Raw genomic sequence first — 24,693 nt, 5'->3', positions numbered from 1 at the left:
GGCGCTGGCATACTCGTTTGACGTTCGACTTCTGGAGTTCCACGTGGCGACCGAGAAAGGCGCGGACGCAACGCCGATCAACGAAAACAGCGAGCCTTCGGGCGCGCAGGCGCGACTCGATACCGTCGGTGCCGAGCCGCCCGCAGCGGGCGCACCCGCTGCAAAGCCGCCCGTGGATCTGACGCAGCTGAAGGTCGACAAGAGCTGCTCGCGCGGACTTGCCGGCTGGCTTGCGCAGAACCGCATGTCGATCGCGATCTCGTCGTATCAAAGCGGCCGGTTGTATTTGGTCGGCAGCGATGCACAAGGCCGCGTCTCGTTCTTCGAACGAATCTTCGAGCGCGCCATGGGCGTGGTCGGCAATGCGCAGCGCATCTACCTCGGCGGCCTGTACCAGTTGTGGCGCTTCGAGAACGTGCTGCGCCCCAATGAAGTGATCCACGGCCAGTACGACAAGTGCTACGTGCCGCGCAATGCACAGACGATAGGCGACCTCGACATCCACGAGCTCGGCATCCGCAGCGACGGCCGCGTCGTGTTCGTCAACACCAAGTATTCCTGCCTTGCCGAACTGAGCACGACGCATAGCTTCAAGGCGATCTGGAAGCCGAAGTTCATCAGTCGCCTCGCACCGGAGGATCGGTGCCATCTCAATGGCCTCGCGATGGTCGACGGCCGGCCGAAGTACGTGACCGCCGTCTGCCGCAGCGACAGCGTGGACGGGTGGCGCGATCGCCGTCGCGACGGTGGCGTCGTCATCGATATCGAGACGGACGAGATCGTCTGCGAAGGCCTGTCGATGCCGCATTCGCCGCGCTGGGCGAACGGCAAGCTCTGGGTGCTGAACGCGGGTACCGGGCATCTGGGCTGGGTCGACTTCGACAAGAAGGCGTTCGTCCCGCTCACCTTCGTGCCGGGCTTCGCGCGCGGCCTGTCGATCGTCGGCAACGTCGCAGCAGTCGGCCTGTCGAAGCCACGCAACCAGCGCTTCGAAGGTCTCGAACTCGACGACGAACTGCGCAAGCGCGATGCCGATCCCTGGTGCGGCGTGCAGATCGTTTCGCTCACGAATGGCGATGTCCTCAACTGGATCCGCTTCGAGGGCGACGTGACCGAACTGTTCGACATCAGCTTCCTGCCCGGCGTGCGCAACCCGATGATGATCGGCCTGCGCACCGCCGAGATCCGCGACCTCATCACTTTCGAATCCGCCGTTCCCGGCGCGGAACTCGCTCCATGAAACGCATCCTGCTCACCTTTACGATGGCTGCACTCGCGCCCGTGTTTGCGATCGCGGCGACGCCGCCCGCCGCGGCTCCGAAAGCGGCCGCGCAGCCGAATCCAGCCGACGCCGTCTTCAGTGCGTGGGATGTCGACCACAACGGCTCGCTGACTCACGACGAGTTCCGCCAGGGCTGGGCGCGTCTTCAGTCGCGCATGCAGGTCGAAGGCCGACTGCGTGCGCAGTTCCAGCATCTCGACACCGACCACAACGGCAGCCTCGATGCGAAGGAATACGCCGGGGTCGCGCTCGCCAAGCAACAGGGCGCCGCCGCACCGCTGTCGCGTTTCGACTTGAACTACGACCAGAAGCTCACCTTCGCCGAGTACGTCGGGCTCGTGCAGGCGCTCGCGCCGCGCGCGCCGGCATCCGCGTCGCCGGCGTCGAAGGGGCGCTGATCGATGTCGATCGACATCATTCCGGTGTGGAAGCAGGTGACGCCCGAGTTGCAGTCGGAGCTCGCGGACTTCTGGCTCGGCCATCGCGCGTTGCCCGACCGCGCGGCCGCGGAAAAGCGCGCCACGCAGGCGGTCTCGATCGCGCGCGATGACAGTGGCGCGATTTGGGGTGTGTCGACGGCCGCGATCCGCGTGCTGCCGCGCCTGCGTCAGCCGGTCTACAACTACCGGCAGTTCTTCGCAGAGAGTCGCCGAGGTCAGCGGGCTGCGCGTGAGTTCGCGCTCGCGTCGCGCAGCATTCTTGCGACGTACAACGCGTCGCTTTCCGCACCCGAGTCGCTCGGCGTGCTGCTCGATTTCGAGAACCGCGACGTGGGTGCGCGTTACAGCAAGGCCATCGAAGACGGTTTCGTTTTCATTGGCTATTCGCCGCGCGGATTCGCGCAGCGCATTTCGTACTTCGACGGCGCGACGTTGTCGCCCGTCGCGCACGTCGCGTCGCAGGACCTGCGTCGCGCGTGAGTCACCCTTCAATCACGTCAAGTGTCGTCCGGGCCGCGTCGCGGCTCATCCGTCGCGCCGCCATCGACTCGGCCGGCATCATCGCTCCAGGGGAAATGACCATGCAGCATCCGCTTCGTTCGTTGACCGCCGCGATCGTCGCGGCGCTCGTCGTCTCCGCACCGGCCAGCGCCGGTACGCTCGCCGCCGGCACCCGCGCGGCCGTCGCGCAGCGCGCACTCGGCCTTGCGCGGGGCCCAATGGCCGCGAGTCTTCGTCGCGCCGACGCCGACGCATTCATCGCCGGTGACGCGATCGTCGACCACCGCGGCACCGAGCACGTGCGTTTCGCGCGCACGTACCGCGGCCTGCCGGTGATCGGCGGCGACTTCATCGTTCACTCGCGCAACGGCCAAGCCGTCGGCGTGAGCCAGACGCTCGCGACCACGGCGCGTCCGAACATCGTGCCGACGGTGACGCGCGATCGCGCGATCGTCGAGGCCGGCGCGCATTTCGGTACCGGTTTCGTCGGCATGCCAACCGCGCGTCTCGTCGTGTATGCGCGCACCGGCACGCCGACGCTCGCGTACGAAGTGACGTTCGCCGGCAAGAAGGCCGACCAGACGCCGACCGACATGCACTACTTCGTCGACGCGCGCACCGCCGCGGTGCTCGACAAGTGGGACACGATCGAGACGGCGGTGCAGGGGCCGGACGCTCCTGCGGTCTGCGCGGGCGCGACGGCCAAGACCGGTACCGGCTACACCTTCACCTCTGGCACCGTGGCGCTTGCGACCACGCTGTGCGCGAACGGCAATTTCCAGCTGCGTGACCTGACGCGCGGCAACGCCACGGTGACGAACCTGGGCACGCAGATGTTCGGCAATGGCACGCTTGTTGTCGACGCGGACAACGTTTGGGGCAACGGCCTGAAGACGAATTCGCAGACGGCTGCGGCCGACGTAGCGTATGGCGTCGCCGTGACGTGGGACTATTACAAGAACGTACACGGCCGCAGCGGCATCGCCGATAACGGCGTCGGTGCGATGAGCCGCGTCCACTACGGTCGCAATTATTCGAACGCGTTCTGGTCCGATGGCTGCTTCTGCATGACCTACGGCGACGGCGACGGCGTGTTCACCAATCCGCTCACCGTGCTGGATGTGTCAGGTCACGAGATGAGCCATGGCGTGACAAGTCATACGGCCGACCTGACGTATTCCGGCGAGTCCGGCGGGTTGAACGAAGCGACGTCCGACATCTTCGGCACGATGGTCGAGTTCTATGCCAACAACGCCAACGATCGCCCCGACTACCTGATCGGCGAGAACGTTTATGTGGACAACCCCACCGGCCTCAAGGCGCTGCGTTACATGTTCAAGCCCAGCCTGGATGGCGCGTCGCGCGATTGCTATTCGTCGAACGTCGGACAAGCGGACGTGCATTACAGCTCCGGCGTAGCGAACCACTTCTTCTACCTGCTCGCGGAGGGCGCGGCGGTGCCGGCAGGCTTCGGTGCGGGTACCTCAGCCAACCTGACGCCGGCCTCGCTGGTGTGCAACGGCAACACGGGCCTCGTCGGCGTGGGCCGCGATGCAGCGCAGAAGATCTGGTACACGGCGCTGACGCACTACATGACGTCCAACACCAACTACGCGGCCGCACGCGCTGCGACGTTGAGCGCCGCGACCGACCTCTACGGTGCGGGCTCGCCGCAGTACAACGCCGTCGCCGCGGCGTGGAGTGCGGTCAGCGTCAACTGACGTTCCATCGTTCGGCTTTCGACGTGCCCGCCTCCATGGCGGGCACGTTCGTTTCCGGCGCCGGATTTCGCGGTGCAGGCTATCGGCGGCGGGAGGGCTCGACACATCCATAGCCCGCATCGCGGACAATGGCGGCCTCGATCGCAGGGCTGCCGACATGAACCGACCTTTCCCGCCGCGTGGGCGTCCGCCGCAGGCCGATGCATCCCAGCGCGAGATGGGCGACCGGGGCGCGCGCGACGAGCTGCGGCTGTATGGGCTCAACGCGGTGCAGGCGGTGTTCGCGCGTCGGCCAGAGGCGATCCGAAAGCTTTATCTGGCCGAGGCGCGCATCCCCGCCGTGCAGCCGCTTCTGAAGTGGTGCGTCGCAAACCGCGTGGGATACCGCGTGGTCGATGAGCCGGACCTGCAGAAGCTAGCGGCGAGTTCGCATCACGAAGGCATCGTCGCCGACGTTCTGCGCGATATGCCGATGCCGCTGTCCACTTGGCTGCGCGACCTGCCGGCCGGTCCGCATTGCGCGATATGGCTCGATGGCGTGGGTAATCCGCACAACTTGGGCGCGATCCTGCGTTCCGCGGCGCACTTCGGTGTCTCCGCGGTGCTGATTCCGAAGGAGTCGACGCTCGCGTTGTCTGGCGCGGCGGCGCGCGTCGCGGAAGGCGGTGCGGAAGCGGTGCCGTTCGTTCGACTGGGTCGCGCGGACAACTCGGTGGCGCAGCTGCACGGTGCAGGCTTTCGGCTATCGGCCACGCTCGTGAAGGGTGGCGATGACGTCTTCACCGCGACGTTGCCGGAGCGCCTGGTCTACGTGATGGGCGCGGAAGGCGCGGGCATGGATCGCACGTTCGCGTCGATGTGCGACATGCGCGTATCGATTCCCGGCAGCGGTGCAGTGGAAAGCCTCAACGTCGCCAGCGCGACGGCGGTGCTGCTTGCCGAATGGCGACGCTGCGTGCGCTCAGCCCTGTAGCAGCCCCGCGCGAGCGTCGGCTTCCGGCGGCAACGGCAGCACGGCTTCGACGACCGTCTTTCCCGGACGACTGTCCAGCGTCAGCACGCCGCCAACGAGTCGCGCGCGCTCACGCATCGTGATGAGTCCGAGGCCGGCGCGATGGTCGGCGGGAATGCCGCGACCGTCGTCCTCGACCCGGAGCCGCAGCTCCACGTCGTCGCACCGCAGCTGCACGACGACGCGTCCCGCGCTCGCGTGACGCAGCACGTTGGTCAGCGCCTCCTGCGCGATGCGGAAGCATGCGAGTTCGACTTCGCGCGGCGGTCGGCAATCGAGCGGCGGAATGTCGAGTTCGATGCGCGGCAGGTCGCTGCGGAACAGCGCGCCGGCCTGCCAGCGCAGCGCGGCTTCCAAGCCAAGCGCGTCGAGCTGAGGCGGGCGGAGCAGCAGCGACAGGTCGCGCAGCTTGGCGACCGTCTGGTCAGCGATCTGCCCGATCTCGTGTGCGGTTTCCGTGACCACCGCGGTGCGCGGCGGATCGGGTTCGTGCGCCAGCGAGCTCGCGCAGAGCTTGATCGCGGTGATCGCCTGGCCAATGTCGTCGTGCAGCTCGCGCGAGAGCGACGCGCGTTCGTCTTCCTGCACGCTCATCAGCCGGCGCGTGAGCGTTTCCAGCTCAGCGCGCTGCACGTCCAGCCGCGCGGCCAGCGCGCGATCGGCGCCGAGATCCGCAAGTTGAACCAGGCGCATCGCGACGCCGGTGATGCGTGCATCGCGCGCGGAGACGTGGGCATCGAAAGGACTCGCGCCGCGACGGCGCAATAGGGCGTCGCGATCGAGCGCACCCTCGGCGACGACCGCGCGCGCGATGTCGCTGTCGACGAACAACGTGCGCGGATCGATCGCGGCGACGTCAGCATGGGGATCGAGATCAAGCATTTCACGCGCGGCCGGATTCGCGGCGTGCAGGCGGCCGTCGACGATGAGCAACACGCCTTGCGGCAGTGTGGATGTCAGGTCGAGCAGGGACCGTTCGCATTCGGCGACCGGTTCGTCGCCGTTGTCGAGTGCACGACGCATTGCGGAGGCGGCGAATGCGGCGGCAGCGAGCACCGCGACGGTGACGGCGGCAGCGGCGCGCATATCGAGATGCAGCGCGTAGGGAACGCCGAACGCGATGAGCAGCACCGGCACCAGGGGCAGCGCGGCCTGCGCAGGGGAGCGGTGCGGGGGCACGGGCGCATCCATGGGCATGGCCGGAGTGTGCCATGCGGGCACGAGGCGCAGCGCGTGCGTCGGGTGAGCCGTTCAGTGCGCTGGCGGATGCCGAAAAACGATCGGGGCCGCGCACCGGTGTTTCCGGTGGCGGCCCCGAAGGGGTGTCGCGGTCAGTGAAATCAGAACAGCTCGATGCCGCCTGCGTCCATCGACTGCTGCATCACCGGCTTGTGCGGCGGGCGTTCCCACTCGCCGCGCATCGAGGCGATGCGCTGGGCGATCTGGGCGAGTGCGCGCTGCACTTCGACGTCGTGGTGCGGGCGGTGCAGGAGTTCCTGCAGCGCGACCGCTTCACGGTTGATCGAGGCCAGGCGATCGAGATGCACGTTCGCGGCGCCGAGGGCCTGCGTCGCGATGTCCTCGAACTGCAGTGAGCGCACCGCTTCCGACACGGAGCCGTCGATCGCACGACCGCATTCGGAGATATCGCGCATGCCGTTGCCGAGCGAGCGGTTGATGCCTTCCACGCGCTCCAGCATCGACGCCGCTTCCCCGCGTGCACTGCGGGCGCGGTCCATGTCGCGCGACGCCATCGTGGTGACGGTGTCACGTACCTTGGCGATCGCGTCCTTGGACGAATACGCGAGCTTGCGGATCTGTTCGTTGAACGCGGTGCTGCGCTCGGACAGGTTGCGCACCTCGTCGGCGACGACCGCGAAGCCGCGGCCCGCTTCGCCGGCACGCGCCGCTTCGATCGCGGCATTAAGCGCGAGCAGGTTGGTCTGGTCGGCAATCGACTTGACGTCTTCAAGCAGCGCGAAGATGCCGTCGAGATGCTCGGCCATCGCGTCGATGTGCGTGACCGTGTGGTTGCTCTGACCGGACACGGCCTCGAGCGCTTCCACGAGCTGCTCCATCTGCTGGCTGGCCTGCACCGCGAAGCGCTGCACGTCGACGCCGCTGCTGCCGTCGCCGCGATCGATCAGGCGCGACACCACCTGGTTCTGTTCGCGCGACTTGCGGTTCACCGCTTCGAAGCTGCCACCGAGCTTGGCGACGGCCTCACGGATGAGGTCCTTGGTGCGGTCGAGTTCGTGCTTGCTGCCGTTGATCTCGGTCGACACGAAGGTGCGCAGTTCGTCGAGAACGCGCATCTGCTCGCGCACCATCGAGACCTGCTTGCCGCCGGTATGGCTCATCGACCACGCGAAGGCCAGCCAGGCGCCGAACATCGCAACGAGAGCGCCCCATCGCACCGCGGTGGGCCATTCGAGCCCGACAGCGAGCATGACGAGAAAAGTGAGCGCTACTGGCGCTGCGATTCGGATTAGTACGCGGGAGTCCATCGCGGCTCTCTGGAAGAGGGTCAAAGGTGATAACGGCACTGGGGGCAGGCCCTTTAGCGGACGGTGTCGCGAATTTCGATGCGCGGGGCGCGGTTTTGCACGTTGATTTGCGATGGGTGTATCGAACGGCGGCGTATTGCGACGCGCTGGAGATGAAGCTGTTCAGTCACGCTGCGTGGCGGCGAGCAGGCATTGCGCGACATCGGCCAGCGGCACGACCTGCTGCGCCGCGCCGCGCGCGACCGCTGCGCCCGGCATCCCCCAGACCACGCTCGTCGCCTGGTCCTGCGCGATGGTCGCGGCGCCGGTGTCGCGCAATTTCTGCAGACCGCGCGCGCCGTCCTCGCCCATTCCGGTGAGTAGCGCAGCAGCGGCATTGCGGCCGACATGCGCGGCGACGGAATCGAACAACACGTCGACGCTCGGGCGATGGTTGTTCACCGCGTCGTCCTCGCCCACGCGACAGAGCCAGCGCGCGCCACTGCGCTGCACGCGAAGATGGAGCCCACCCGGCGCGAGATACGCATGGCCCGGCAGGATCTGCTGGCCGTCTTCGGCCTGCAGCACGGTCATCTTGCTGTGGCGGTCGAGGCGCTCGGCGAACGAGGCGCTGAACTGCGCGGGGATGTGCTGAGCGATGACCACCGCCGGTGCATCCGCGGGCATCGCCGACAGCACTTCACGGATCGCCTCGGTGCCGCCGGTGGATGCGCCGATCGCGAGCAACCGGTCCGTCGTGCGATACGCGGTGACGGCATGGCTCGCCGCGCGCGGCTCGATTCGGCCGACGCGTGCTTTCGCCGCGTTCAACACCTTCTCACGCAGCACCGTCGCGTATTCGGTGATGCCGCGTGCGACGTCGATGCTCGGCTTGGCGACAAAGTCCACGGCACCGAGCGCCAATGCGTCGAGCGTGACCGTCGCACCCGCCTGCGTCAGCGACGACACCATCACCACCGGCATCGGACGCAGGCGCATCAGGTTCTGCAGAAACGTCAGGCCATCCATGCGCGGCATTTCGACGTCGAGCGTCAGCACGTCGGGATTGAGCTGCTTGATCTTGTCGCGCGCGATGAATGGGTCCGCCGCGGCACCGACCACTTCGATGCCCGGATCCGCGGACAACAACTCGGTCATGAGCTGGCGGATCAGCGCGGAGTCGTCGACGATCAACACACGAACCGGGCGGCCTGCGGCCGCGTCGGTCTTCACTGCACTCATGAAAACAGTTCCACACTGCCGGCAACGGGCGTATGCGAAAGCCGACCGAAGAGGGCGCGCTCGGCCTTGACGATTTCCTGGTCGCGCGTGACCGGCAGATGACGCACCAGCGCCCGGCCGGTCTGCACGAAGAAGCAGACCTTGCGCGGATGGATGTCGCCGAGGTCGCGGGCAACGATGGGAATGTTCTCGGCGCCGAGATAGTCGACGACGAAGCGCGCATTGCGCGTGCCGATGGGGTCGCTGGTGAAACCGCGCAGCACGTTGCCACCGCCGAACACCTTGGCCTGCAGTCGCGAGCGCCGCGCGCCGCGCTTGAGCAGGTCGTTGATCAGAAGTTCCATCGCGTGCGCGCCGTAACGCGCACTGCCGTCGGACTTCGCGGCCATGGACGCAGGCTCGGAATCCGGAAGCATGAAGTGGTTCATGCCACCGACGCCGAGCGCCGGGTCGTAGATACACGCCGCGACGCAGGAACCGAGCAGGGTGACGATCGCCATCGCGTCGCTGCAGACGCGGTATTCGGCCGGCAACAGGCGGAACGCGTGCGTCTGCAGCGCTTCGTCGTAGTAGGTGCCGGGATCGGCGATGGCGAGCGCGGCGCCCATGTCAGCGGGCCGCCTTGTAGATGGTGCGGCCGCAGCCGGTGAACAGGTCGGCGGCGTGATTGAAGCTTTCCGAATGGCCGGCGTACAGACGGCCATCGGCCGCGAGCAACGGGCGCATGCGCTGCAGCACCTGGTACTGCGTCGGCTTGTCGAAATAGATCATCACGTTGCGGCAGAAGATCGCGGTGAGACCGGGCACGACGCGATAGTTGGCATCGAGCAGGTTCATCGGCTGGAACTGCACCAGCTCGCGCAGCGCCGGCTTGATGCGGCACTGGCCGGAATGCGGGCCACTGCCGCGCTGGAAGAACGTCTGCTTGCGTTCTTCCGACAGGTTCGCGACGCGGTCGAGCGCGTACACGCCGTTCTCCGCGGTTTCCAGCACCTGCGTGTCGATGTCGGTGGCGAGGATGCGCACCGGCGGCGTAAGCGTGCCGAATGCTTCGCACGCGGTGATCGCCAGCGACCACGGCTCTTCGCCGGTCGACGCCGCCGCGCACCAGATGCGTAGCGGCTCGTCGCGACGACCGCGCGCATGCGCCTCACGCAGCTGCTCGATCAGCGCTTCGAAGTGGTAGGCCTCGCGGAAGAACGAGGTGAGGTTGGTGGTCAGGCAATTGACGAAGGCCTGCCACTCGTCCGCATCGCCGCGCATCTCGAGCATGTCGAGATAGTCGCTGAAGCGGCTCATGCCGTGCGCGCGCAGGCGGCGCACGAGGCGGCTGTAGACCATGTCCCGCTTGTGCGGGCCGAGCGCGATGCCGGCACGCTGGTGGATCAGCTTGCAGATGCGGTTGAAGTCGCGATCCTCGAACGCGAACACCCGCTCCATACTGGCGCCGACCGGCAATTCCTCGCCGCGTCGACGCGCCGTTGCATCAGCCATCCTGATGCTCCGGGCGACGCCACGGCGCACGCACCGGGTCGGTCGTCTGCGCGGCCAGCCAGTTCTCGAACGCCTTGGGCGCGAGTGCAGGGGAGTACAGGAAACCCTGTGCCGCCTGGCAACCGATGCCGCGCAGCAGTTCGGCCTGCGCGTGGTTCTCCACGCCCTCGGCTGTGACGTCGAGTTCCATATTGCGCGAGATCAGAACGATGGACCGCACGATCGCCGCGTCGCCGCGGTTGTCGAGCATGTCGCGCACGAACGAGCGATCGATCTTGACGCGATCGATCGGGAAGCGCTGCAGCATCGACAGCGATGCGAAGCCGGTGCCGAAGTCATCGAACGACAGCTTGACGCCACGCGCGCGCAACGCGGCGAGCGCGCGCGATGCACTGTCGTCGGGCTTGAGCGCAATGGTTTCGGTGATCTCGAGTTCGAGCTGCTCTGCCGCCAGGCCGCTTTCGCGCAGCGCTTCGTCGACGTCGAAACGCAGGTCGGTTTCGTGCACCTGGCCGGGGAACAGGTTGATGCTGATCGCGATGCGGCGGCCGCCGACTTCCGGCCACGACGCGGCGTCGCGGCAGGCCTGGCGGATGATCCAGCGGCCGACGTCATTGGCCATCGCACTGCCGGCGAGCACGTCGAGGAAGGCCGCCGGCGACAGCAGGCCGCGTTCGGGATGACGCCAGCGCAGCAGCGCTTCGGCGCCGAAGGTCAGGCCGTTCGCAAGGTCGATCTGCGGCTGGTAATGCAATTCGAATTCGCCACGCGCGAATGCACGACGCAGCTCGACTTCGAGCATGCGGCGGTCGATGACTTCTCGGCGCATGCCGAGGTCGTACCGACACCACTGGCGGCCGCCACGCGCCTTCGCCTTGTACAGCGCAAGGTCCGCACGTGCGATGAGTTCGCTGGCGTTCGGCAGGCTGTCGTCGTCGATGTTGTGCAGGTCTTCGCGCACGGCGAGCCCGACGCTGGCTTCCAGGTGCATCGGCGTGCCGGTGACATCCATGGGCTCGTTCACCGCGACCAGCATGCGGTCGAGGTGGGCGGGCAGGTCGGCGGTGTCGATGCCGGTGAACAGCACGCCGAATTCGTCGCCGCCGAAACGGCCGACCTGTGCATTCGCCGGCAGCGTCATGCGCAGCCGCGCCGCGGTCGTCTGCAGCACGGTGTCGCCCGCGGCGTGGCCCAGCGTGTCGTTGATGGTCTTGAAGTTGTCGAGGCCCAGCAGCGCGAGCGCGAGCGGCGTGTCGGTGGCTTCGAGTTGCGCGGTCAGTGTTTCGACCAGCGCGGTGCGATTCGGCAGCCCGGTCAGTGCGTCGTACAGCGCGAGCTGTCGCAGCGTGGCCTGCTGCGCGAGATCGTCGGTGATGTCGCGCAGGATGATCGCCTTGCCGTGGCCCTGGCCGAGGCGCCACGTGCAACGCGTCGCTTCAAGCGAGCGCACGTCGCCATTCGGGCCGAACGCGTGCAGGCGGTGCTGCGGCGCGCGGCCGAGCAGGGCGTCGCCATCTTCCGCACTCAGCCAGGTGCTCGCCGCAAGCGGGTCGGTCTGCAGCTGCGACGGGAACAGTATTTCGACCGGCATGCCGCGCATGCGACGGCCGCGGATGCCGAACAGCAGTTCCGCCGCGCGATTGGCGAGCGTCACCTGCCCGTGTTCGTCGGTGACGATCATCGCGCTGAAACCGGCCTGCATGATCTGCGTGGCGATGCGGTTGCGACGCTGCAGGCGCTGGCGCTCGATCAGGCGTTCGCCGAGCGCCGCCACGCGCGTAAGCGCCTGCACGACATCGCGACCCGCGGCGGTTCGCGCGGTGCGATCAGCGACAGCCAGCGTTCCGATGTAACGGCCGTGCTCGCCGAGCAGCGCCTGTGCATGGATGAAGCGGATGCCCGGATAGCTCGCGACCAGCGGCTCGGACACGAAGCAGGCGTCGTCCAGCGCATCGGGCACGGTCAGGCGCGGCACTTCGGAATTGGTCGACGCGCACAGCGCGATCAGCGATGCATCGAGGCTCGCGTCGAGGCCGAAGCGCGCGACCATGCGCGGGCGCGACTCGCCATCGTTGAGTGCGATCCACGCGAACGGTGCGTCGGCGACGCGCGCGGCCAGCGCGACGAGATCGTCGAATTCCTCGCCCCATGCGTTCGCATCCGGCAGCGTGTCCGACACGTGCGGCGACGACACATCGATGTGGTCGTTCGCGGGATGTGGAATGAGCGCCATGGAGGTCCTTCGGGTGGGGTCGTCCCGCGCAGGGCGTCCAGACGGACAGGGTCCTGCGCTATTGGATTAACGGCGACGCGCAGTGCGACTTGAACCGGCGGCCGGGCCGCCGCGATGTCGCGACGCCAAGCGCGTCACGGCTCCAGGCGTGCATGCGTCACGGTCCAGAAACACGAACGCCGGCACGTGGCCGGCGTTCGTGGGGCAAACGGGGCAGGGCCTTTAGAACTCCTGCCAGTGCTGCTCGCCGTTCGCCTTCGCGGTGCGACGCGTCTTCGGCGCCGCGATCGCGACCGTCGCGGCGGTCTTCGGCGCATGCACCCTCACCGGCTCGACCGCGCGGGCCAGCGCCGCGTTGACTTCGGCCTGCGCCGCGTCGAGGCGGAACGCTGCGACCGTCTCGACGAGCTGCACGGCCTGCTGCTCGAGCGAGCGTGCCGCGGCGGAAGCTTCCTCGACCAGCGTCGCGTTCTGCTGGGTCGATTCGTCCATGTGCAGGATCGCCTGGTTGACCTGCTCGATGCCGCTGGTCTGTTCCTGCGATGCCGCCGAGATGTCCGCGATGATGTCGCTGACGCGCTTCACGCTCGTCACGATCTCCTGCATCGTCTGGCCGGCCTGGTCGACCAGCTGCGTGCCTTCGCCGACCTTCTCGACCGAGTCGTTGATCAGGCCCTTGATCTCCTTCGCCGCCTGCGCGGAACGCTGCGCGAGCGAGCGCACTTCGGAGGCGACGACCGCGAAGCCGCGGCCCTGTTCGCCGGCGCGCGCCGCTTCCACCGCCGCGTTGAGCGCGAGGATGTTGGTCTGGAACGCGATGCCGTCGATGACGCTGATGATGTCGACGATCTTGCGCGAGGCCGCGTTGATCGCGCCCATCGTGCCGACCACCTTGCTCACCACGGTGCCGCCCTGCTGCGCGACATCGGCGGCGCCGATCGCGAGCTGGTTGGCCTGGCGCGCGTTGTCGGCGTTCTGGCGGACCGTGCTGGTCAGTTCTTCCATCGACGACGCGGTTTCCTCGAGCGACGCGGCCTGCTGTTCGGTACGCGCCGACAGGTCGCTGTTGCCCGCGGCGATTTCGCCGGCGGCGGTGTTGATGAGCTGGCTGCCCATGCGGATCTGGCCGACGATGCCCGCCAGCTGGTGCACGGTGCGGTTCGCGTTGTGCGCGAGTTCGCCGAACTGGCCCGGCAGGTTCTCGTCCGCACGCTGCGTGAGGTCGCCGTCGGACACCGCTGCGAGCAGCGAACCGACTTCGCTCAGGCCGTGGTCGGCACTCTGCATCAGCGTGTTGAGGTTGCCGACCATCTCGCGATAGATGAACTGGTACGCGTCGGCATTGCCGCGCGGGCTGAAATCGCCTGCGACCGCGGCGTCGACCAGCGTCTTGATCTCGCCGGTGACCTGCAGCATGCCGGCCTTCACCGCATCCATGGATTCGGTGATGCGCGCCTTCTGGCCCGGGTAGCGTTCGATGTCGCGCGACAGGTCGCCCTTCGCGTACTGGCCCACGAGGTCCATGACATTCTTCTGCACGTCGATGTGCGACGACACCAGCGTGTTGAGGTCATCGGCCATGACGCCGTACGAGCCGGGGAACTGGTCGGCATCGATGCGGTGATCGATGTTGCCCGACTCGTGGTGGTTGAACATGTCCTGCTGCGCCTTGGCAAAGCCACGCAGCGCGCCAACCGCATTCTCGATGCCGTCGCCGATCACACGCAGCTCGTCCTGGCTGTCGACGCCGACCGTGTCCGGGAACTGGCCGACGGCAAGCAGCTCGGCGGCGTTCTTGATCTTCGCGAGCGAATCGCGGGTGCTGCGGCTGAAGCCGACGAACAGGTAGGCCGCCAGGCCGAGCGACAGTACGACGATCATGATCACGACGAGCGTGCGATTACGCACGGCGGCGATCTGGTCGGCGGTGGTGTCATCCAGCGAGGTGAACATCGCGTTGCTCGCCTTCTGCAAGGCAGTTCGCATCGCATCGTTGTTCGCGGCCATCGCCGGGATCGGCATGTCCTGCGTTTCGGCATCGATGACGTTCTTCTGCACGAACGCCTTGTTGCCGTTGATCGCGGCAAGCGCGGCCTTCAGTGGTCCGGATGCCTTGGCTGCATTCTCGGCGTCGAACTTGGCGAGCTGCTTGTGGTCGACGTCGATGCGGTCGAGCAGGAACTGCTCCATGCCACCAGCCGCGGCGAAATTCGCGCGGTCATCGGCCCAGATCGACTGCTCGCCAAGCACGTGCACGGCGGTCAGGCCATAGGTCGAACTCGCTTCGCCCAGCAGCGGAAGCCAATCGACGACCGCACGGCTCGAGTAGTAGCTGGCCGGGTTCTGCGACAGGCTCAGGCCGCTGGAGACGTCGATCTGCTTCACCAGCAGGCGCGCCTGGCGCAGCGCCTCGGTGTGCGCTTCGGTCATCTTGGCGGCGTCGGTTTCGGGCACGAGTGCCTTTGCCCATGCGGCCTTGAACGTATTGATCTGCTCATTGAGCGGCGTGCCGCTCAGGCGATCGTCCTGCCAGCTCGTGACGTCAGCCAGCGCCTTGTCGATCGCGGTCTGCGCAGACGCCAACGCTTCCGTCGATACCGGCTGCTTGTACAGCGCGCGCATCGACAACGCACGATGCAGCTGCATCGCGGTCATCGCATCGCTGAGCGAATGGATCGGTGCCGAGGCGCTTGCCGCCAGCTTCGCCGCCGACATCTCGCTGTACGCGGACTTCGCAATGAAGCCCGTGAGCACGGCGCAGGTCAGCACGAACGAGGCGCCGATGACGACGGCCTTCTGGGTGAAGCGGAGCTTCGACATCAGTCGCGTGGACGGCGCGAGTGCCCGGTCGGCGAAGGACGAACTGTTGGAACGCATGACAGCCTCGGCGGTAGACCCTTCATGGGTCGGCTGTGTCCGTCATCGGCTCGTCACCCGCGAACTTTAGTGACCCGCGTCGGATTTCCGGCGCGTCAGGAATCCTGCGCATCGCTTCGCGTGCGGCCGACGGGCGGCTTAGTGCGATGCACATCAAGAACTGGTGAATCCGTTGCGGCAAAAGGCGTTGCGCGGCTCAAGAACACGTGCGCGTCGCCGTTGTCGGGCTCATGGCGCCGCTGTGTGCGCCCTGTACCCGTTGTCAGGAGAAAAACAAATGACCCGTTCTTTCGTGTTCGCGATCGCGTTGGTGCTCGGTGCCGCGCTGCCGGCCCAGGCCGCCGACCTCAAGCCCATCAAGCGTGTCGAGCCGTCGTACCCGCCGGAGGCCGCACGTGCCGGCACGACCGGTTACGTCGACGTTGAATTCGAAGTCGACCCGACGGGCAAGGTCGCCTCGGTGTCCGTCGTCAGCGCCAAGCCGACGCGTACGTTCGAGCAGTCGGCAGTGAAGGCGGTCAAGCAGTGGCAGTTCGAGCCGGGCGGCGGTAAGGGCAAGGTTCGCCTGACCTTCTCGCTGTAAGAGGTTCGATGCTCTATCGGGGGCTGCGCTTCGGCGCGCACCTGCGGAGCCGGCATTGCCGGTTGCCCGCACAAACCCTTGAGCCGGTCGCGAAAGCGGCCGGTTTTTTTTTTGCGCGACGAAGAAACGGAGGCCGTAGCCTCCGGTTCGTTTCATACACGTGCGATCAACGCGACGGCGGCGTGCGCGTCGTGCTGCCCGGCTGCTGGCGCTGCGTCTGCTGCGCAGCCGTCAGCTGCTCGACGTCGACATCCTGGCGGCGGACCGTGTCCTCGATGGTCTCGGTGCGCACCTCGGCCTTCTTGCCGACCGCGACTTCCTCGACCACGCGCGCCTGCTTGCCGACAACCGCTTCCTCGCCGCGCTCGCGCAGTTCGAATTCGCGGTCGCCCAGGTTCAGGCCTTCGAGTTCACCCGGCTGCAGCACACGGTCGACCGGGCGGCGCTCTACGATCGCGCGCTCTTGGCACAGCTGCACCTGCTCCTGCACCGGGCGCTCGGTGACGAACTGGCGCACGCGCACGCCACCGGTTTCGACTGCACGCTTGCCGACCTGCAGCTCTTCCTGCACGACTTTCAACGTGTCGTTGCCGAGCGTATCGCCACGCTGGATCGCCTGCGACGAGGCACGATAGGCACGCGCGCGCTCATCGACATCGCTCGCGCCGCTGCTTTCGAGCAACGAGCTCACGCGGCTCGCGTCGGACTCATCCGGGAGCGTGACGGTCAGCATGGCGTGGCCGCTGCGCACTGCATCGGAATATGTCGACGCGGTCTCGTCGCTGTCGCCGAGGCCGAACAGGCGCGAGAAGAAGCCGCGGTGATCGCTCGAATCGGAATCGGCAGTCGTCGTGGCGGACAGGGATTCATTGTTGGCGACGTGCATCGCGCTCTGCTGCACGCCTTCGCGAAGCAGCATGTCGCGGGCGCGTTCGGCGTCGGCGAGCGAATCGAACATACCGACCAGGGTGGTGGCCATGGCCTGTGTCTCCTTGCGTGGGGAAGGGTGCCCGTTGGGCGGACTACTGAAGGGGCGTTGCGCCCCCGATGGGGTGGTGATCGATCTCGACGTCCTGCCGACGCAGCGTCACCGGCTGTGTGCTCTGCACCGTCGCAACGCGGCGACGGATGTGCAGTTCCTCCTTGAGCATCAGTTGTCGCTGGACGACGATGACTTCCTCGTGCACCGGCACGATCATCACGTCGCCTTCCTGCCGCGCTTCGACCGGTCGATCGACGGGCCGGCCGATCGCCACGCGCTCGATCTGCACTTCCTCGCGTTCCAGCGGCATGTCCACGACTTGCTCGTGGGTGCGCGTCACCGTGCGTACGTGCACCACGCCGGTGTCGACGATGCGCTTGTCGACCTGCAACTCTTCCTGCACGACGGGAAGCAGGACCTCGTCGTTGCGATCGAAGTGCGGGGAGCGTGGAAACGTGGGCATGGAAGGCGGTGTCCGTGTTGCGGGCACGCAGTGCAACAGTCATCAAGTAAATCGATCGCGAAATTCGCGCATGCATTGGAGTCATCGCGGCTTACGGCCGGTGTCGGTTAAGACTGCGAGCGCGCGCCGCAACGGTGATGCACGAACTGCGCATGAAAAAAGCCGCGATGTCGCCATCGCGGCTCTCGTGAACAGGCAGTGCGTGAACGTCAGGCGGCGACAGCCTGCTCCACGAGCCCCATCTCTTCGCTCGTCATCAGGCGTTCGATGTCGAGTAGGATCAGCATGCGTTCGTCGACGACACCGAGCCCGGTGAGGAACTGGCGGTCAATCGCCGAACCGAGGTCCGGCACCGCGCGAACCTGCGACGGATCCAGGCGCAGCACGTCGGACACACCATCAACGACGATGCCGATCGTGCGGCCGGCGATGCTCAGCACGATCATCACCGTGGTGTCGTCATACACCGCCTGCGACAGCTCGAACTTCAGGCGCATGTCGACGACGGGAACGATCAGGCCGCGCAGGTTGATCGCGCCTTTCACGAAGTGCGGCGCGCCCGGCAGGCGGGTGACCTGGTCGTAGCCGCGGATCTCCTGCACCTTGAGGATGTCGACGCCGTACTCCTCGCTGCCGAGGGTGAACGTCAGGTACTCGTGGTCGGTGATGCCGGCGTCGTGGATGGCTTCGGTGCTCATGGTGCGTTCCTGTGGCGGCGTGCTTACGCCGCGTCCTTCATGCGGATGTGCTGCGCGAGGCCGTCGGCGTCGATGATCAGCGCGACGCGACCGTCGCCCAGGATCGTCGCGCCGGACACGCCGGCCACCTTGCGGTAATTCGACTCGAGGTTCTTGATGACGACCTGCTGCTGGCCGATGAGTTCGTCGACTTCCAGCGCGATGCGCTTGCCTTCGCTTTCGACGACGACGGCGATCGACGGCGTATCGAGCATCGCGCACATGTCCATGCCGAGCCCGTACTGCGTCGACAGGTTGACCAGCGGGATGTAGTCGTTGCGCAGGCGCAGCAGGCGATCCCCGCCGCCGATCGTGCGAATCTCGTCGCCACTCGGTTGCAGCGATTCGACGACGACGTTGAGCGGCACCACGAATACTTCGCTACCGACCGCGACGGTCATGCCGTCGAGGATGGCGAGCGTGAGCGGCAGGCGGATGGTCATGGTCGACCCCTTGCCCGTCGCACTGCGGATGTCGACGCTGCCGCCGAGCGCCTGGATGTTCTTGCGCACCACGTCCATGCCGACGCCGCGGCCCGACACGTCGGTGAGCTTGTCGGCGGTGGAGAAGCCGGGGTGGAAGATGAGCTCCCACACCTGCGCATCGGTCGGGTTGTCGCCGATGGGCAGCTCGCGTTCGGCAGCCTTCGCAAGGATCTTGTCGCGATTCAGGCCGCGGCCGTCGTCGCTGACTTCGATGACGATGTGGCCGCCCTGATGCATGGCGGACAGCGAGATGGTGCCCGTCTCGTCCTTGCCCGCGGCGCGGCGATCGTCCGGCGATTCGAGGCCGTGGTCGATCGAATTGCGAATGAGGTGCACGAGCGGATCGACGATCTTTTCGATCACGCCCTTGTCCAGTTCGGTCTGCTCGCCCTGCGTCTTCAGGCGCACCTTCTTGCCTAGGCGCGTCGCGAGGTCGCGCACCATGCGCGGGAAGCGCGAGAACGCGAAGTCGACCGGCAGCATGCGCACGCTCATCACCGCTTCCTGCAGGTCGCGGCTGTTGCGCTCGAGCTGGTTGATCGCGGCCAGAAGGCCTTCGAACTGCACCGGATCAAGACCTTCCGCGCGCTGCTGAAGCATCGCCTGGGTGATGACGATTTCGCCGACGAGGTTGATCAGCGCGTCGACCTTGGTGACGGCCACGCGGATCGAGCTCTCGGCGCCGCCACCACCGGCGACAGGTGCATGCACGTCGTTCGATGCGGCCACTTCGACCGGAAGCTCGACGACCGCTTCAGGTTCGGGCTCAATCGCATCGATGACGAGGTCGCACTGGTCCTCGACCCATGCGAACACGTCGTCGATCGCTGCGCGCTTGACGGTGCCCGGCAGCTCGAACGACCAGCCGAGGTAGGCATTGACCGGATCGAGCTTGGCGAATTTCGGCAGTGTGTCGTCGAAGCAGGCGATGTCGCGCGCGCCCAGGTCGGCGAGTTCGCGCAGCATGCGCAGCGGATCGTTGCCGCTGAGGAACAGCGACGGATACGGACGGAAGCTGATGCGCCAGCGCTCGGGGCCGTCGCTCTTGGGCTTCGCGGCGGCGGCAACGGGTGCTGCGGGCGCGACGCCCGTCAGCAGCGTGTCGAGTTGGCGCTTGCTTGCGTCGACGGCGGGCTGGTCGAGCGTGCCGCCGTTCTCGGCGTAGTCGAGCATGCCGCGCAGCACGTCGACGGACGTCAGCAGAACGCTGACCGCAGCGGAGTCGAGATGACGCTTGCCGGCGCGCGCTTCGTCCAGCAGCGTTTCCATCACGTGCGTGAAGTCGCTGATGTACTTGAAACCGAACGTGCCCGCGCCGCCCTTGATGGAGTGGGCCGCGCGGAAGATCGCATTGATGGTGTCGGCGTCGGAACGCCCGGCCTCCATGCCGAGGAGACCGGACTCCGCGGTGTCGAGGCCTTCGCGGCTCTCCTCGAAGAAGGCCGCGTGGAACCGGCTCATGTCCATGGGGACGACGACTCCTGCCGGCTCAGCCGAGGACTTTGCGGACCGTGGCGAGCAGCTGGTCAGGATCGAACGGCTTCACCAGCCAGCCCGTCGCACCGGCGGCGCGGCCTTCCTGCTTCTTTTCCGGGCCGGACTCGGTGGTGAGCATCAGCAGCGGGGTGAAGCGGTAGTCGGGCAGCTGGCGCAGGTTGCGGATCAGCTCGATGCCGTCCATGCGCGGCATGTTGACGTCGGTGACGACCGCATCGAAGCGGCGCGTCTTCGCGATGTCGAGCGCGGCCTGGCCGTCCTCGGCTTCGCTCACGTTGAACCCGCCGGACGACAGCGCGAACGCGACCATCTGCCGCATGGAAGTGGAATCGTCGACGATCAGCAGTTGCGCGCTCACGCAATATCTCCGTTTACAGCTTGAGTGTTTTCGACGCCCAGGCTGACCGCCAGCGCGAGCTGTCGCGCGGCGTTGACCAGGGCAGGGGATGCGAGGGTGAAACTCGTGCGGCGGCCCGCGCCTGCGCGATCGCGCACGAACGCATGCAGCAGCTGCAAGCCGGCGGCATGCACGCGCTGCACCTGGTCGGCAACGATCGAGACGGGCTCGTCGTCCTCGAGATGGGGCAGCAGCACCTGCTGCAATGCACCCACGTGCTCGATGCCGAGGTCGGATTGAAGGCTCAGTTCGGTCATGACGCACCTGGCCGCGGAAAGGATTACGACCGGTTTAACGGCCCGGGGGCGGGTGACTTGAGGTGTGGGGGGTGGGGGTGATGTGGGAGGGGTGTCGCAGTTTGTTGTGTGGGTAGGGTTTGGACGGTGCTCGCACGTTGATTTGGTGCTGCGACGACGCGCGGCCGGGCATCAAAGGCGTTTCGTCCGCTGTCGCGGCCGAGTCACTTTTCTTTGCTGGTGCAAAGAAAAGTAACCAAAAGAAAGCACCTTCCTCGACGGATCTACAGCCCGCGATCGGGTGGGTCTGTCGCGATCGCCACACTCGCCATCCTGGCTCGGGTGGCGACGGCCGACGTCCTGTCGGCCGCCCCTTCGGGGTCTTTACGGTTTGGGCGGCTGTTGAAGTGAGCCTTAGGCGGGGCGCTGCGACTTGGCCATCTGGGCAACCCAACCCAGGACCGCGAAAAGCAGAATCCGAAGTACAGCCCGGCAGAGTGGGCACGGGACGCCAGCTGCTAAAGCGCGCACGGCAGCAATTCTGCTACGCAGCGTCTGCTGAAAAGTGCTGCGACTCATCGCAATGCGCAAGCGAGCGCACGCGCGACTGCACGCTGCGACCGCAATCGTGAGACCCGAAGGGCGGCGCACATGGATGTGCGCCGTCCGCACCCGAGCCAGGATGGCGAGTGTGCGGATCGTGGAAGACTCACACGATCGCGCGCTGTAGATCTGATCGGGGAAGGTGCTTTCTTTTGGTTACCTTTTCTTTGCACCAGCAAAGAAAAGTAACTCGGGCGCGCAGCGCACGAAACGCCTTTGCTTCTAAAACACACCAGCAGGCAGATCAGTCAAACAACGCATCCGCATCCAACAAAACCGTAGGCGCCTCGGTAACCCGCGCCACACCCAGCGTCGGCCCCGGATCGGTGCCGTGCAGCGGCGGTTCGACATGCTCGCGTTCCAGCGACACCACGTCCTCCACGCACGTCACCAGCACACCGATCAGTTCGTCATCGCGCTCGATCACGACCACGCGCGAACGCTCGTCCGCCTTCACCGCGCCGACGTCGAGCCACAGGCCCAGGTCGAACACGGGGACGATGCGACCACGCAGGTTCATCACGCCCAGCACCGAATGCGCGGCGCCGCGCATCGCGACCACCGGCGCAACGCGCACGACTTCCTGCACGCGCAGCAGCTCGAAGGCATACGAGTCATTCGAAACGCAGACGCGCAGCCAGCGATTGCCGCCGGTCGCGGTGCGCGCACGGCCCGGTGTTGCGGCGACCGGCACGCGCGGGATCGGTGCAATCGGCGTCGTCGCGGCGAACGCCTCCAGCGACGGCATCCCGCGTGCAGGCGACGGCGTCGGCGCGGGATGCACGACCGGCGGTTCGATCGCCGCAGCGGGCGCGGCAATCACGACGTCCGGTTCTGCATGCGTCATCGGCAACGCGTCGGCTGCGACCGTCGCGGGCGCCGCGTGCGTGCCGAGCAGTTCGTCGAGGTAGGCGTCGATGGTGGCCATGGTCACGCGGCTTCGCACTGAAGTGAAATGGGGTCGAGGAGCCATTGCAGCGCCTCTCGATAAGCATCGGCACCGCGGCTGGAAAACTTGGGGCCGGATGCCACCGCCGCGGCATCGCGCAGGCGCGTGTCGACCGGGATCGCGTCGGGGCTGACCTGCTCGCCGTAGTTATCGCGCAGCTGGTCGAGGCTTGCCTGGCCCGAGCGCGTGCGCTTGTCGTGCAGTGTCGGGATGATCGATCGCGGCAGCGGGCGGCGGCGCGAGCGTTCCACCATGTCGGCGGTGCGCAGCATGTCGCGCAGGCCGTGCAACGCGAGCGGGTCGGTCTGCGTCGGTGCAACGAGTCGATCGGCTGCGGCCAGTGCGTTGACCATCAACAGGCCCAGCGTCGGCGGGCAATCGAGCAACGCGAAGTCGTACACGTCGCGCGCGGCATGCAGTGCGCGACCGAGCGCGAGGCCAAGGCCGGGCTGGCTCGCACCCCGACGTTCGAGCGTCGCCAGCGACGGCTGCGCGGGGCAGATCGAAAGACCTTCCACTGCGGTCGTGCGCGCAAGACGCGACAGCATCTGCGTCGCGTCGGTGAACAGTTCGTACGAGCCACGCGGCGGCGGATCGTTCGGTACGTCGAAGGCATGCGAGACGGACGCATGCGGGTCGAGATCGACGACCAGCACGCGGAAACCCGCATCGACCAGGCCGCGCGCAAGGCACAGTGTCGTGGTCGTCTTGCCGACGCCGCCCTTCTGGTTGGCGATCGCCCAGGTCTGCATCAGCCGGCCCTCCCGGCGGGGTGGATGTCCTGCGCCGTCGCGATCGACGTGCGCGCATCGGCGCCGCTCACGGCGTCGGTGCCGCGGCCGGCGGGCAGGATCACAAGCATGACCCGACGGTTCGCATTGCGACCTTCGGGCGTGGTGTTGTCGGCGACCGGCTGGTATTCGGCGTAGCCCGTCATCGACAGGCGCGACGGCGCGATGCCGGCCTGCTGCATCACGTGCAGCACGCTGGCCGCGCGCGCAGCGGAGAGTTCCCAGTTCGACGGGAACTGGCTGCTCGCGATCGGCTGGTTATCGGTATAGCCCTCGACGCGCAGCGCGTTCGGCTGGTCGCGCAGCACGTCGGCGACCTTGCGCACGGTATCGATGGCGAGGCCGCTCGGCATCGCGGAGCCGCTGGTGAACAGCAGGTCGCTCTGGATCTCGACTTCGAGATAGTCGCTGCCGGCGCGTACGTGCACGAGGTTCTGCTGCACGAGTCCCGCCAGGGCATCGCCGATGCGATCGCCGATGCCTTGAAGTTGCGCGCGCGATGCACGCTCGCGCGCTTCGCGTGCGGTGGGCGTTTCAGCGGCGGCCGTCAGCACGTGCGGAACCTGCACCGGCGCCGCACGCGTCCGGCCTGCGGCGCCAGCGGTCGCGAGCGACGGTCGGTCGTAATCCGAACCGCGCGTCTGCGTGGTGCCGAGCTGCACGGGCGTCATCGATTTCGGTGGTCCGCCGAACGCGGTCGACAGCGAATCGGCGACGACGCGGTACTTGCCCGCATTGATCGACGACATCGCGTACATCACGACGAAGAACGCGAGCAGCAGCGTGACGAGGTCGCCGTACGGGATCGCCCACGCCTCGTGGTTCATGTGCTCTTCGTGGGCGAAGCGGCGCGGCATCAGTGCAGGTATCCCGACAGCCGCGATTCGATGTTGCGCGGGTTCTCGCCCTGCGCGATCGCGATCAGTCCTTCGATCAGCATTTCGCGCTCGGTGGCCTGCGCGTTGATCACGCCCTTGAGCTTCGCTGCCATCGGCAGCAACGCGAGGTTGGCCGAGCCGATGCCGTAGATCGTCGCGGTGAACGCAGCCGCAATGCCGTGACCGAGGTTGCTCGGGTCGGCGAGATTCTTCATCACCGCCATCAGGCCGAGCACCGCGCCGATGATGCCGAGCGTGGGCGCGTAGATGCCCATGCCTTCGAACACCTTGGCAGCCGCGATGTCGCGATGCTGGTGGCTCTGCAGTTCGATCTCGAGCGTCTGCCGGATCTGCTCCGGCTCACTGCCGTCGACCACCATCTGCAGGCCCTTGCGCAGGAAATCGTCCTGCACGGTCATCAGCTCCGACTCCAGGCCGAGCAGGCCTTGGCGACGCGCGGTGTGGCTCCAGTCGACCAGGCGACGGATCTGCGCGTGGCCGTCGCGCGCCGGTGGGCTGAACACCCAGCGCACGATCTTCATGGCGCGACGGAAGGTCGACATCGGCGTCTGCACGAGGATCGCTGCAAGCGTGCCGAGGATCACGATCACGAAGGCCGCAGGCGACCACAGCCCGGCCAGCCCCGCGCCCTTGAGCACGCTGCCGCCCAGCAACGCGACTAGCGCGAGCACGACGCCGATAAAAGAGAGCCTGTCCATCGGGACCGTTAACGGATAACGGTCGCCGATTCTTGAGCCGGGAGAACATTTCGAATCGGGGACGCGGCGCCCGGTTCGGCGACGC

Annotated in this window: 23 protein-coding genes; 6 read left to right on the top strand and 17 right to left on the bottom strand. The window is 66.9% G+C overall.

Annotated elements, in window-relative coordinates; translation table 11 throughout:
* Positions 1–43: 43 nt before the first annotated feature.
* The 5 genes from ACVWZN_RS08765 (at position 44) to ACVWZN_RS08745 (ending at position 4,917) form a co-directional block, all read left to right on the top strand.
* On the top strand, positions 44–1,240 hold the full coding sequence (locus ACVWZN_RS08765; protein ID WP_456953470.1) for a TIGR03032 family protein: 1,197 nt from the start codon (positions 44–46) through the stop codon (positions 1,238–1,240).
* Positions 1,237–1,680 carry an EF-hand domain-containing protein gene (locus ACVWZN_RS08760; protein WP_456953469.1) on the top strand — a complete coding sequence of 148 codons (444 nt, stop codon included), beginning with the start codon at positions 1,237–1,239 and terminating at the stop codon, positions 1,678–1,680. Before ACVWZN_RS08765 ends, ACVWZN_RS08760 begins: the two co-directional genes overlap by 4 nt.
* 3 nt (positions 1,681–1,683) lie before the next feature.
* The gene (locus ACVWZN_RS08755) at positions 1,684–2,202 is read left to right on the top strand and encodes a hypothetical protein (protein WP_456953468.1); all 519 of its coding nucleotides are present in this window, start codon (positions 1,684–1,686) and stop codon (positions 2,200–2,202) included.
* 101 nt (positions 2,203–2,303) lie between these two features.
* Positions 2,304–3,944: a M4 family metallopeptidase gene (locus tag ACVWZN_RS08750; RefSeq protein WP_456953467.1), complete on the top strand. Its 1,641-nt coding sequence runs from the start codon at positions 2,304–2,306 to the stop codon at positions 3,942–3,944.
* A gap of 157 nt (positions 3,945–4,101) precedes the next feature.
* Complete coding sequence (locus ACVWZN_RS08745) at positions 4,102–4,917, top strand: TrmH family RNA methyltransferase (protein WP_456953466.1); 816 nt, start codon at positions 4,102–4,104, stop codon at positions 4,915–4,917.
* Here ACVWZN_RS08745 and ACVWZN_RS08740 read toward each other — a convergent pair.
* The 7 genes from ACVWZN_RS08740 to ACVWZN_RS08710 all read right to left on the bottom strand — a co-directional run bounded on the left by ACVWZN_RS08740 (position 4,906) and on the right by ACVWZN_RS08710 (position 15,288).
* Entirely contained in the window at positions 4,906–6,135 is a 1,230-nt protein-coding gene (locus ACVWZN_RS08740) for a sensor histidine kinase (RefSeq protein WP_456953465.1), read from the bottom strand. The genes ACVWZN_RS08745 and ACVWZN_RS08740 overlap by 12 nt on opposite strands.
* Positions 6,136–6,296: 161 nt before the next feature.
* The gene (locus ACVWZN_RS08735) at positions 6,297–7,463 is read right to left on the bottom strand and encodes a methyl-accepting chemotaxis protein (protein ID WP_456953464.1); all 1,167 of its coding nucleotides are present in this window, start codon (positions 7,461–7,463) and stop codon (positions 6,297–6,299) included.
* Between the two features lie 162 nt (positions 7,464–7,625).
* On the bottom strand, positions 7,626–8,684 hold the full coding sequence (locus ACVWZN_RS08730) for a protein-glutamate methylesterase/protein-glutamine glutaminase (RefSeq protein WP_456953463.1): 1,059 nt from the start codon (positions 8,682–8,684) through the stop codon (positions 7,626–7,628).
* Complete coding sequence (gene cheD / locus ACVWZN_RS08725) at positions 8,681–9,292, bottom strand: chemoreceptor glutamine deamidase CheD (protein ID WP_456953462.1); 612 nt, start codon at positions 9,290–9,292, stop codon at positions 8,681–8,683. The genes ACVWZN_RS08730 and cheD overlap by 4 nt, the downstream gene beginning before the upstream one ends.
* 1 nt (position 9,293) lies before the next feature.
* Positions 9,294–10,178, bottom strand: coding sequence for a CheR family methyltransferase (locus ACVWZN_RS08720; protein ID WP_456953461.1), 885 nt, complete (start codon positions 10,176–10,178; stop codon positions 9,294–9,296).
* Entirely contained in the window at positions 10,171–12,411 is a 2,241-nt protein-coding gene (locus ACVWZN_RS08715; protein ID WP_456953460.1) for a putative bifunctional diguanylate cyclase/phosphodiesterase, read from the bottom strand. Before ACVWZN_RS08715 ends, ACVWZN_RS08720 begins: the two co-directional genes overlap by 8 nt.
* 222 nt (positions 12,412–12,633) lie before the next feature.
* Complete coding sequence (locus ACVWZN_RS08710; protein WP_456953459.1) at positions 12,634–15,288, bottom strand: methyl-accepting chemotaxis protein; 2,655 nt, start codon at positions 15,286–15,288, stop codon at positions 12,634–12,636.
* A gap of 277 nt (positions 15,289–15,565) precedes the next feature.
* On the opposite strand from ACVWZN_RS08710, the gene ACVWZN_RS08705 reads away from it, so the two are divergent.
* On the top strand, positions 15,566–15,871 hold the full coding sequence (locus ACVWZN_RS08705; RefSeq protein ID WP_456953458.1) for an energy transducer TonB: 306 nt from the start codon (positions 15,566–15,568) through the stop codon (positions 15,869–15,871).
* A 166-nt stretch (positions 15,872–16,037) separates the two neighbouring features.
* Here the strand turns inward: ACVWZN_RS08705 and ACVWZN_RS08700 are convergent, their stop codons facing one another.
* From ACVWZN_RS08700 to ACVWZN_RS08655, 10 genes are all read right to left on the bottom strand, one after another.
* Positions 16,038–16,850, bottom strand: coding sequence for a YsnF/AvaK domain-containing protein (locus tag ACVWZN_RS08700; protein WP_456953457.1), 813 nt, complete (start codon positions 16,848–16,850; stop codon positions 16,038–16,040).
* Positions 16,851–16,893: 43 nt separating this feature from the next.
* The gene (locus ACVWZN_RS08695; RefSeq protein ID WP_456953456.1) at positions 16,894–17,316 is read right to left on the bottom strand and encodes a YsnF/AvaK domain-containing protein; all 423 of its coding nucleotides are present in this window, start codon (positions 17,314–17,316) and stop codon (positions 16,894–16,896) included.
* Between the two features lie 209 nt (positions 17,317–17,525).
* Positions 17,526–18,014 carry a chemotaxis protein CheW gene (locus ACVWZN_RS08690; RefSeq protein WP_027083209.1) on the bottom strand — a complete coding sequence of 163 codons (489 nt, stop codon included), beginning with the start codon at positions 18,012–18,014 and terminating at the stop codon, positions 17,526–17,528.
* 23 nt (positions 18,015–18,037) lie between these two features.
* The gene (locus tag ACVWZN_RS08685; protein WP_456953455.1) at positions 18,038–20,005 is read right to left on the bottom strand and encodes a chemotaxis protein CheA; all 1,968 of its coding nucleotides are present in this window, start codon (positions 20,003–20,005) and stop codon (positions 18,038–18,040) included.
* Positions 20,006–20,027: 22 nt separating this feature from the next.
* Positions 20,028–20,393, bottom strand: coding sequence for a response regulator (locus ACVWZN_RS08680; RefSeq protein WP_027083211.1), 366 nt, complete (start codon positions 20,391–20,393; stop codon positions 20,028–20,030).
* Complete coding sequence (locus ACVWZN_RS08675; protein WP_051235201.1) at positions 20,390–20,689, bottom strand: STAS domain-containing protein; 300 nt, start codon at positions 20,687–20,689, stop codon at positions 20,390–20,392. Before ACVWZN_RS08675 ends, ACVWZN_RS08680 begins: the two co-directional genes overlap by 4 nt.
* An 826-nt stretch (positions 20,690–21,515) precedes the next feature.
* Positions 21,516–22,199, bottom strand: a complete 684-nt coding sequence (locus tag ACVWZN_RS08670) for a chemotaxis protein CheW (protein WP_456953454.1) — start codon at positions 22,197–22,199, stop codon at positions 21,516–21,518.
* Positions 22,200–22,201: 2 nt separating this feature from the next.
* Complete coding sequence (locus ACVWZN_RS08665) at positions 22,202–22,972, bottom strand: ParA family protein (protein WP_027083212.1); 771 nt, start codon at positions 22,970–22,972, stop codon at positions 22,202–22,204.
* Positions 22,972–23,868 (bottom strand): flagellar motor protein MotD, encoded by an 897-nt coding sequence (gene motD, locus ACVWZN_RS08660; protein ID WP_456953453.1) that lies wholly within the window; start codon positions 23,866–23,868, stop codon positions 22,972–22,974. The genes ACVWZN_RS08665 and motD overlap by 1 nt, the downstream gene beginning before the upstream one ends.
* The gene (locus tag ACVWZN_RS08655; RefSeq protein WP_027083213.1) at positions 23,868–24,608 is read right to left on the bottom strand and encodes a flagellar motor protein; all 741 of its coding nucleotides are present in this window, start codon (positions 24,606–24,608) and stop codon (positions 23,868–23,870) included. Before ACVWZN_RS08655 ends, motD begins: the two co-directional genes overlap by 1 nt.
* Positions 24,609–24,693: the final 85 nt, after the last annotated feature.

It is taken from the genome of Lysobacter sp. HA35, assembly GCF_054061195.1.
This window is presented reverse-complemented; position numbering and strand designations above follow the sequence as displayed.

Coding starts and splice junctions, on each gene's coding strand:
- ACVWZN_RS08745 (WP_456953466.1), top strand. CDS start 4,102: ATGAACCGACCTTTCCCGCCGCGTGGGCGTCCGCCGCAGGCCGATGCA.
- ACVWZN_RS08670 (WP_456953454.1), bottom strand. CDS start 22,199: ATGGCCACCATCGACGCCTACCTCGACGAACTGCTCGGCACGCACGCG.
- ACVWZN_RS08720 (WP_456953461.1), bottom strand. CDS start 10,178: ATGGCTGATGCAACGGCGCGTCGACGCGGCGAGGAATTGCCGGTCGGC.
- ACVWZN_RS08675 (WP_051235201.1), bottom strand. CDS start 20,689: ATGACCGAACTGAGCCTTCAATCCGACCTCGGCATCGAGCACGTGGGT.
- ACVWZN_RS08730 (WP_456953463.1), bottom strand. CDS start 8,684: ATGAGTGCAGTGAAGACCGACGCGGCCGCAGGCCGCCCGGTTCGTGTG.
- ACVWZN_RS08690 (WP_027083209.1), bottom strand. CDS start 18,014: ATGAGCACCGAAGCCATCCACGACGCCGGCATCACCGACCACGAGTAC.
- ACVWZN_RS08700 (WP_456953457.1), bottom strand. CDS start 16,850: ATGGCCACCACCCTGGTCGGTATGTTCGATTCGCTCGCCGACGCCGAA.
- ACVWZN_RS08755 (WP_456953468.1), top strand. CDS start 1,684: ATGTCGATCGACATCATTCCGGTGTGGAAGCAGGTGACGCCCGAGTTG.
- ACVWZN_RS08665 (WP_027083212.1), bottom strand. CDS start 22,972: ATGCAGACCTGGGCGATCGCCAACCAGAAGGGCGGCGTCGGCAAGACG.
- motD (WP_456953453.1), bottom strand. CDS start 23,868: ATGCCGCGCCGCTTCGCCCACGAAGAGCACATGAACCACGAGGCGTGG.
- ACVWZN_RS08705 (WP_456953458.1), top strand. CDS start 15,566: ATGACCCGTTCTTTCGTGTTCGCGATCGCGTTGGTGCTCGGTGCCGCG.
- ACVWZN_RS08750 (WP_456953467.1), top strand. CDS start 2,304: ATGCAGCATCCGCTTCGTTCGTTGACCGCCGCGATCGTCGCGGCGCTC.
- ACVWZN_RS08760 (WP_456953469.1), top strand. CDS start 1,237: ATGAAACGCATCCTGCTCACCTTTACGATGGCTGCACTCGCGCCCGTG.
- ACVWZN_RS08735 (WP_456953464.1), bottom strand. CDS start 7,463: ATGGACTCCCGCGTACTAATCCGAATCGCAGCGCCAGTAGCGCTCACT.
- ACVWZN_RS08710 (WP_456953459.1), bottom strand. CDS start 15,288: ATGCGTTCCAACAGTTCGTCCTTCGCCGACCGGGCACTCGCGCCGTCC.
- ACVWZN_RS08695 (WP_456953456.1), bottom strand. CDS start 17,316: ATGCCCACGTTTCCACGCTCCCCGCACTTCGATCGCAACGACGAGGTC.
- ACVWZN_RS08685 (WP_456953455.1), bottom strand. CDS start 20,005: ATGGACATGAGCCGGTTCCACGCGGCCTTCTTCGAGGAGAGCCGCGAA.
- ACVWZN_RS08655 (WP_027083213.1), bottom strand. CDS start 24,608: ATGGACAGGCTCTCTTTTATCGGCGTCGTGCTCGCGCTAGTCGCGTTG.
- ACVWZN_RS08715 (WP_456953460.1), bottom strand. CDS start 12,411: ATGGCGCTCATTCCACATCCCGCGAACGACCACATCGATGTGTCGTCG.
- cheD (WP_456953462.1), bottom strand. CDS start 9,292: ATGGGCGCCGCGCTCGCCATCGCCGATCCCGGCACCTACTACGACGAA.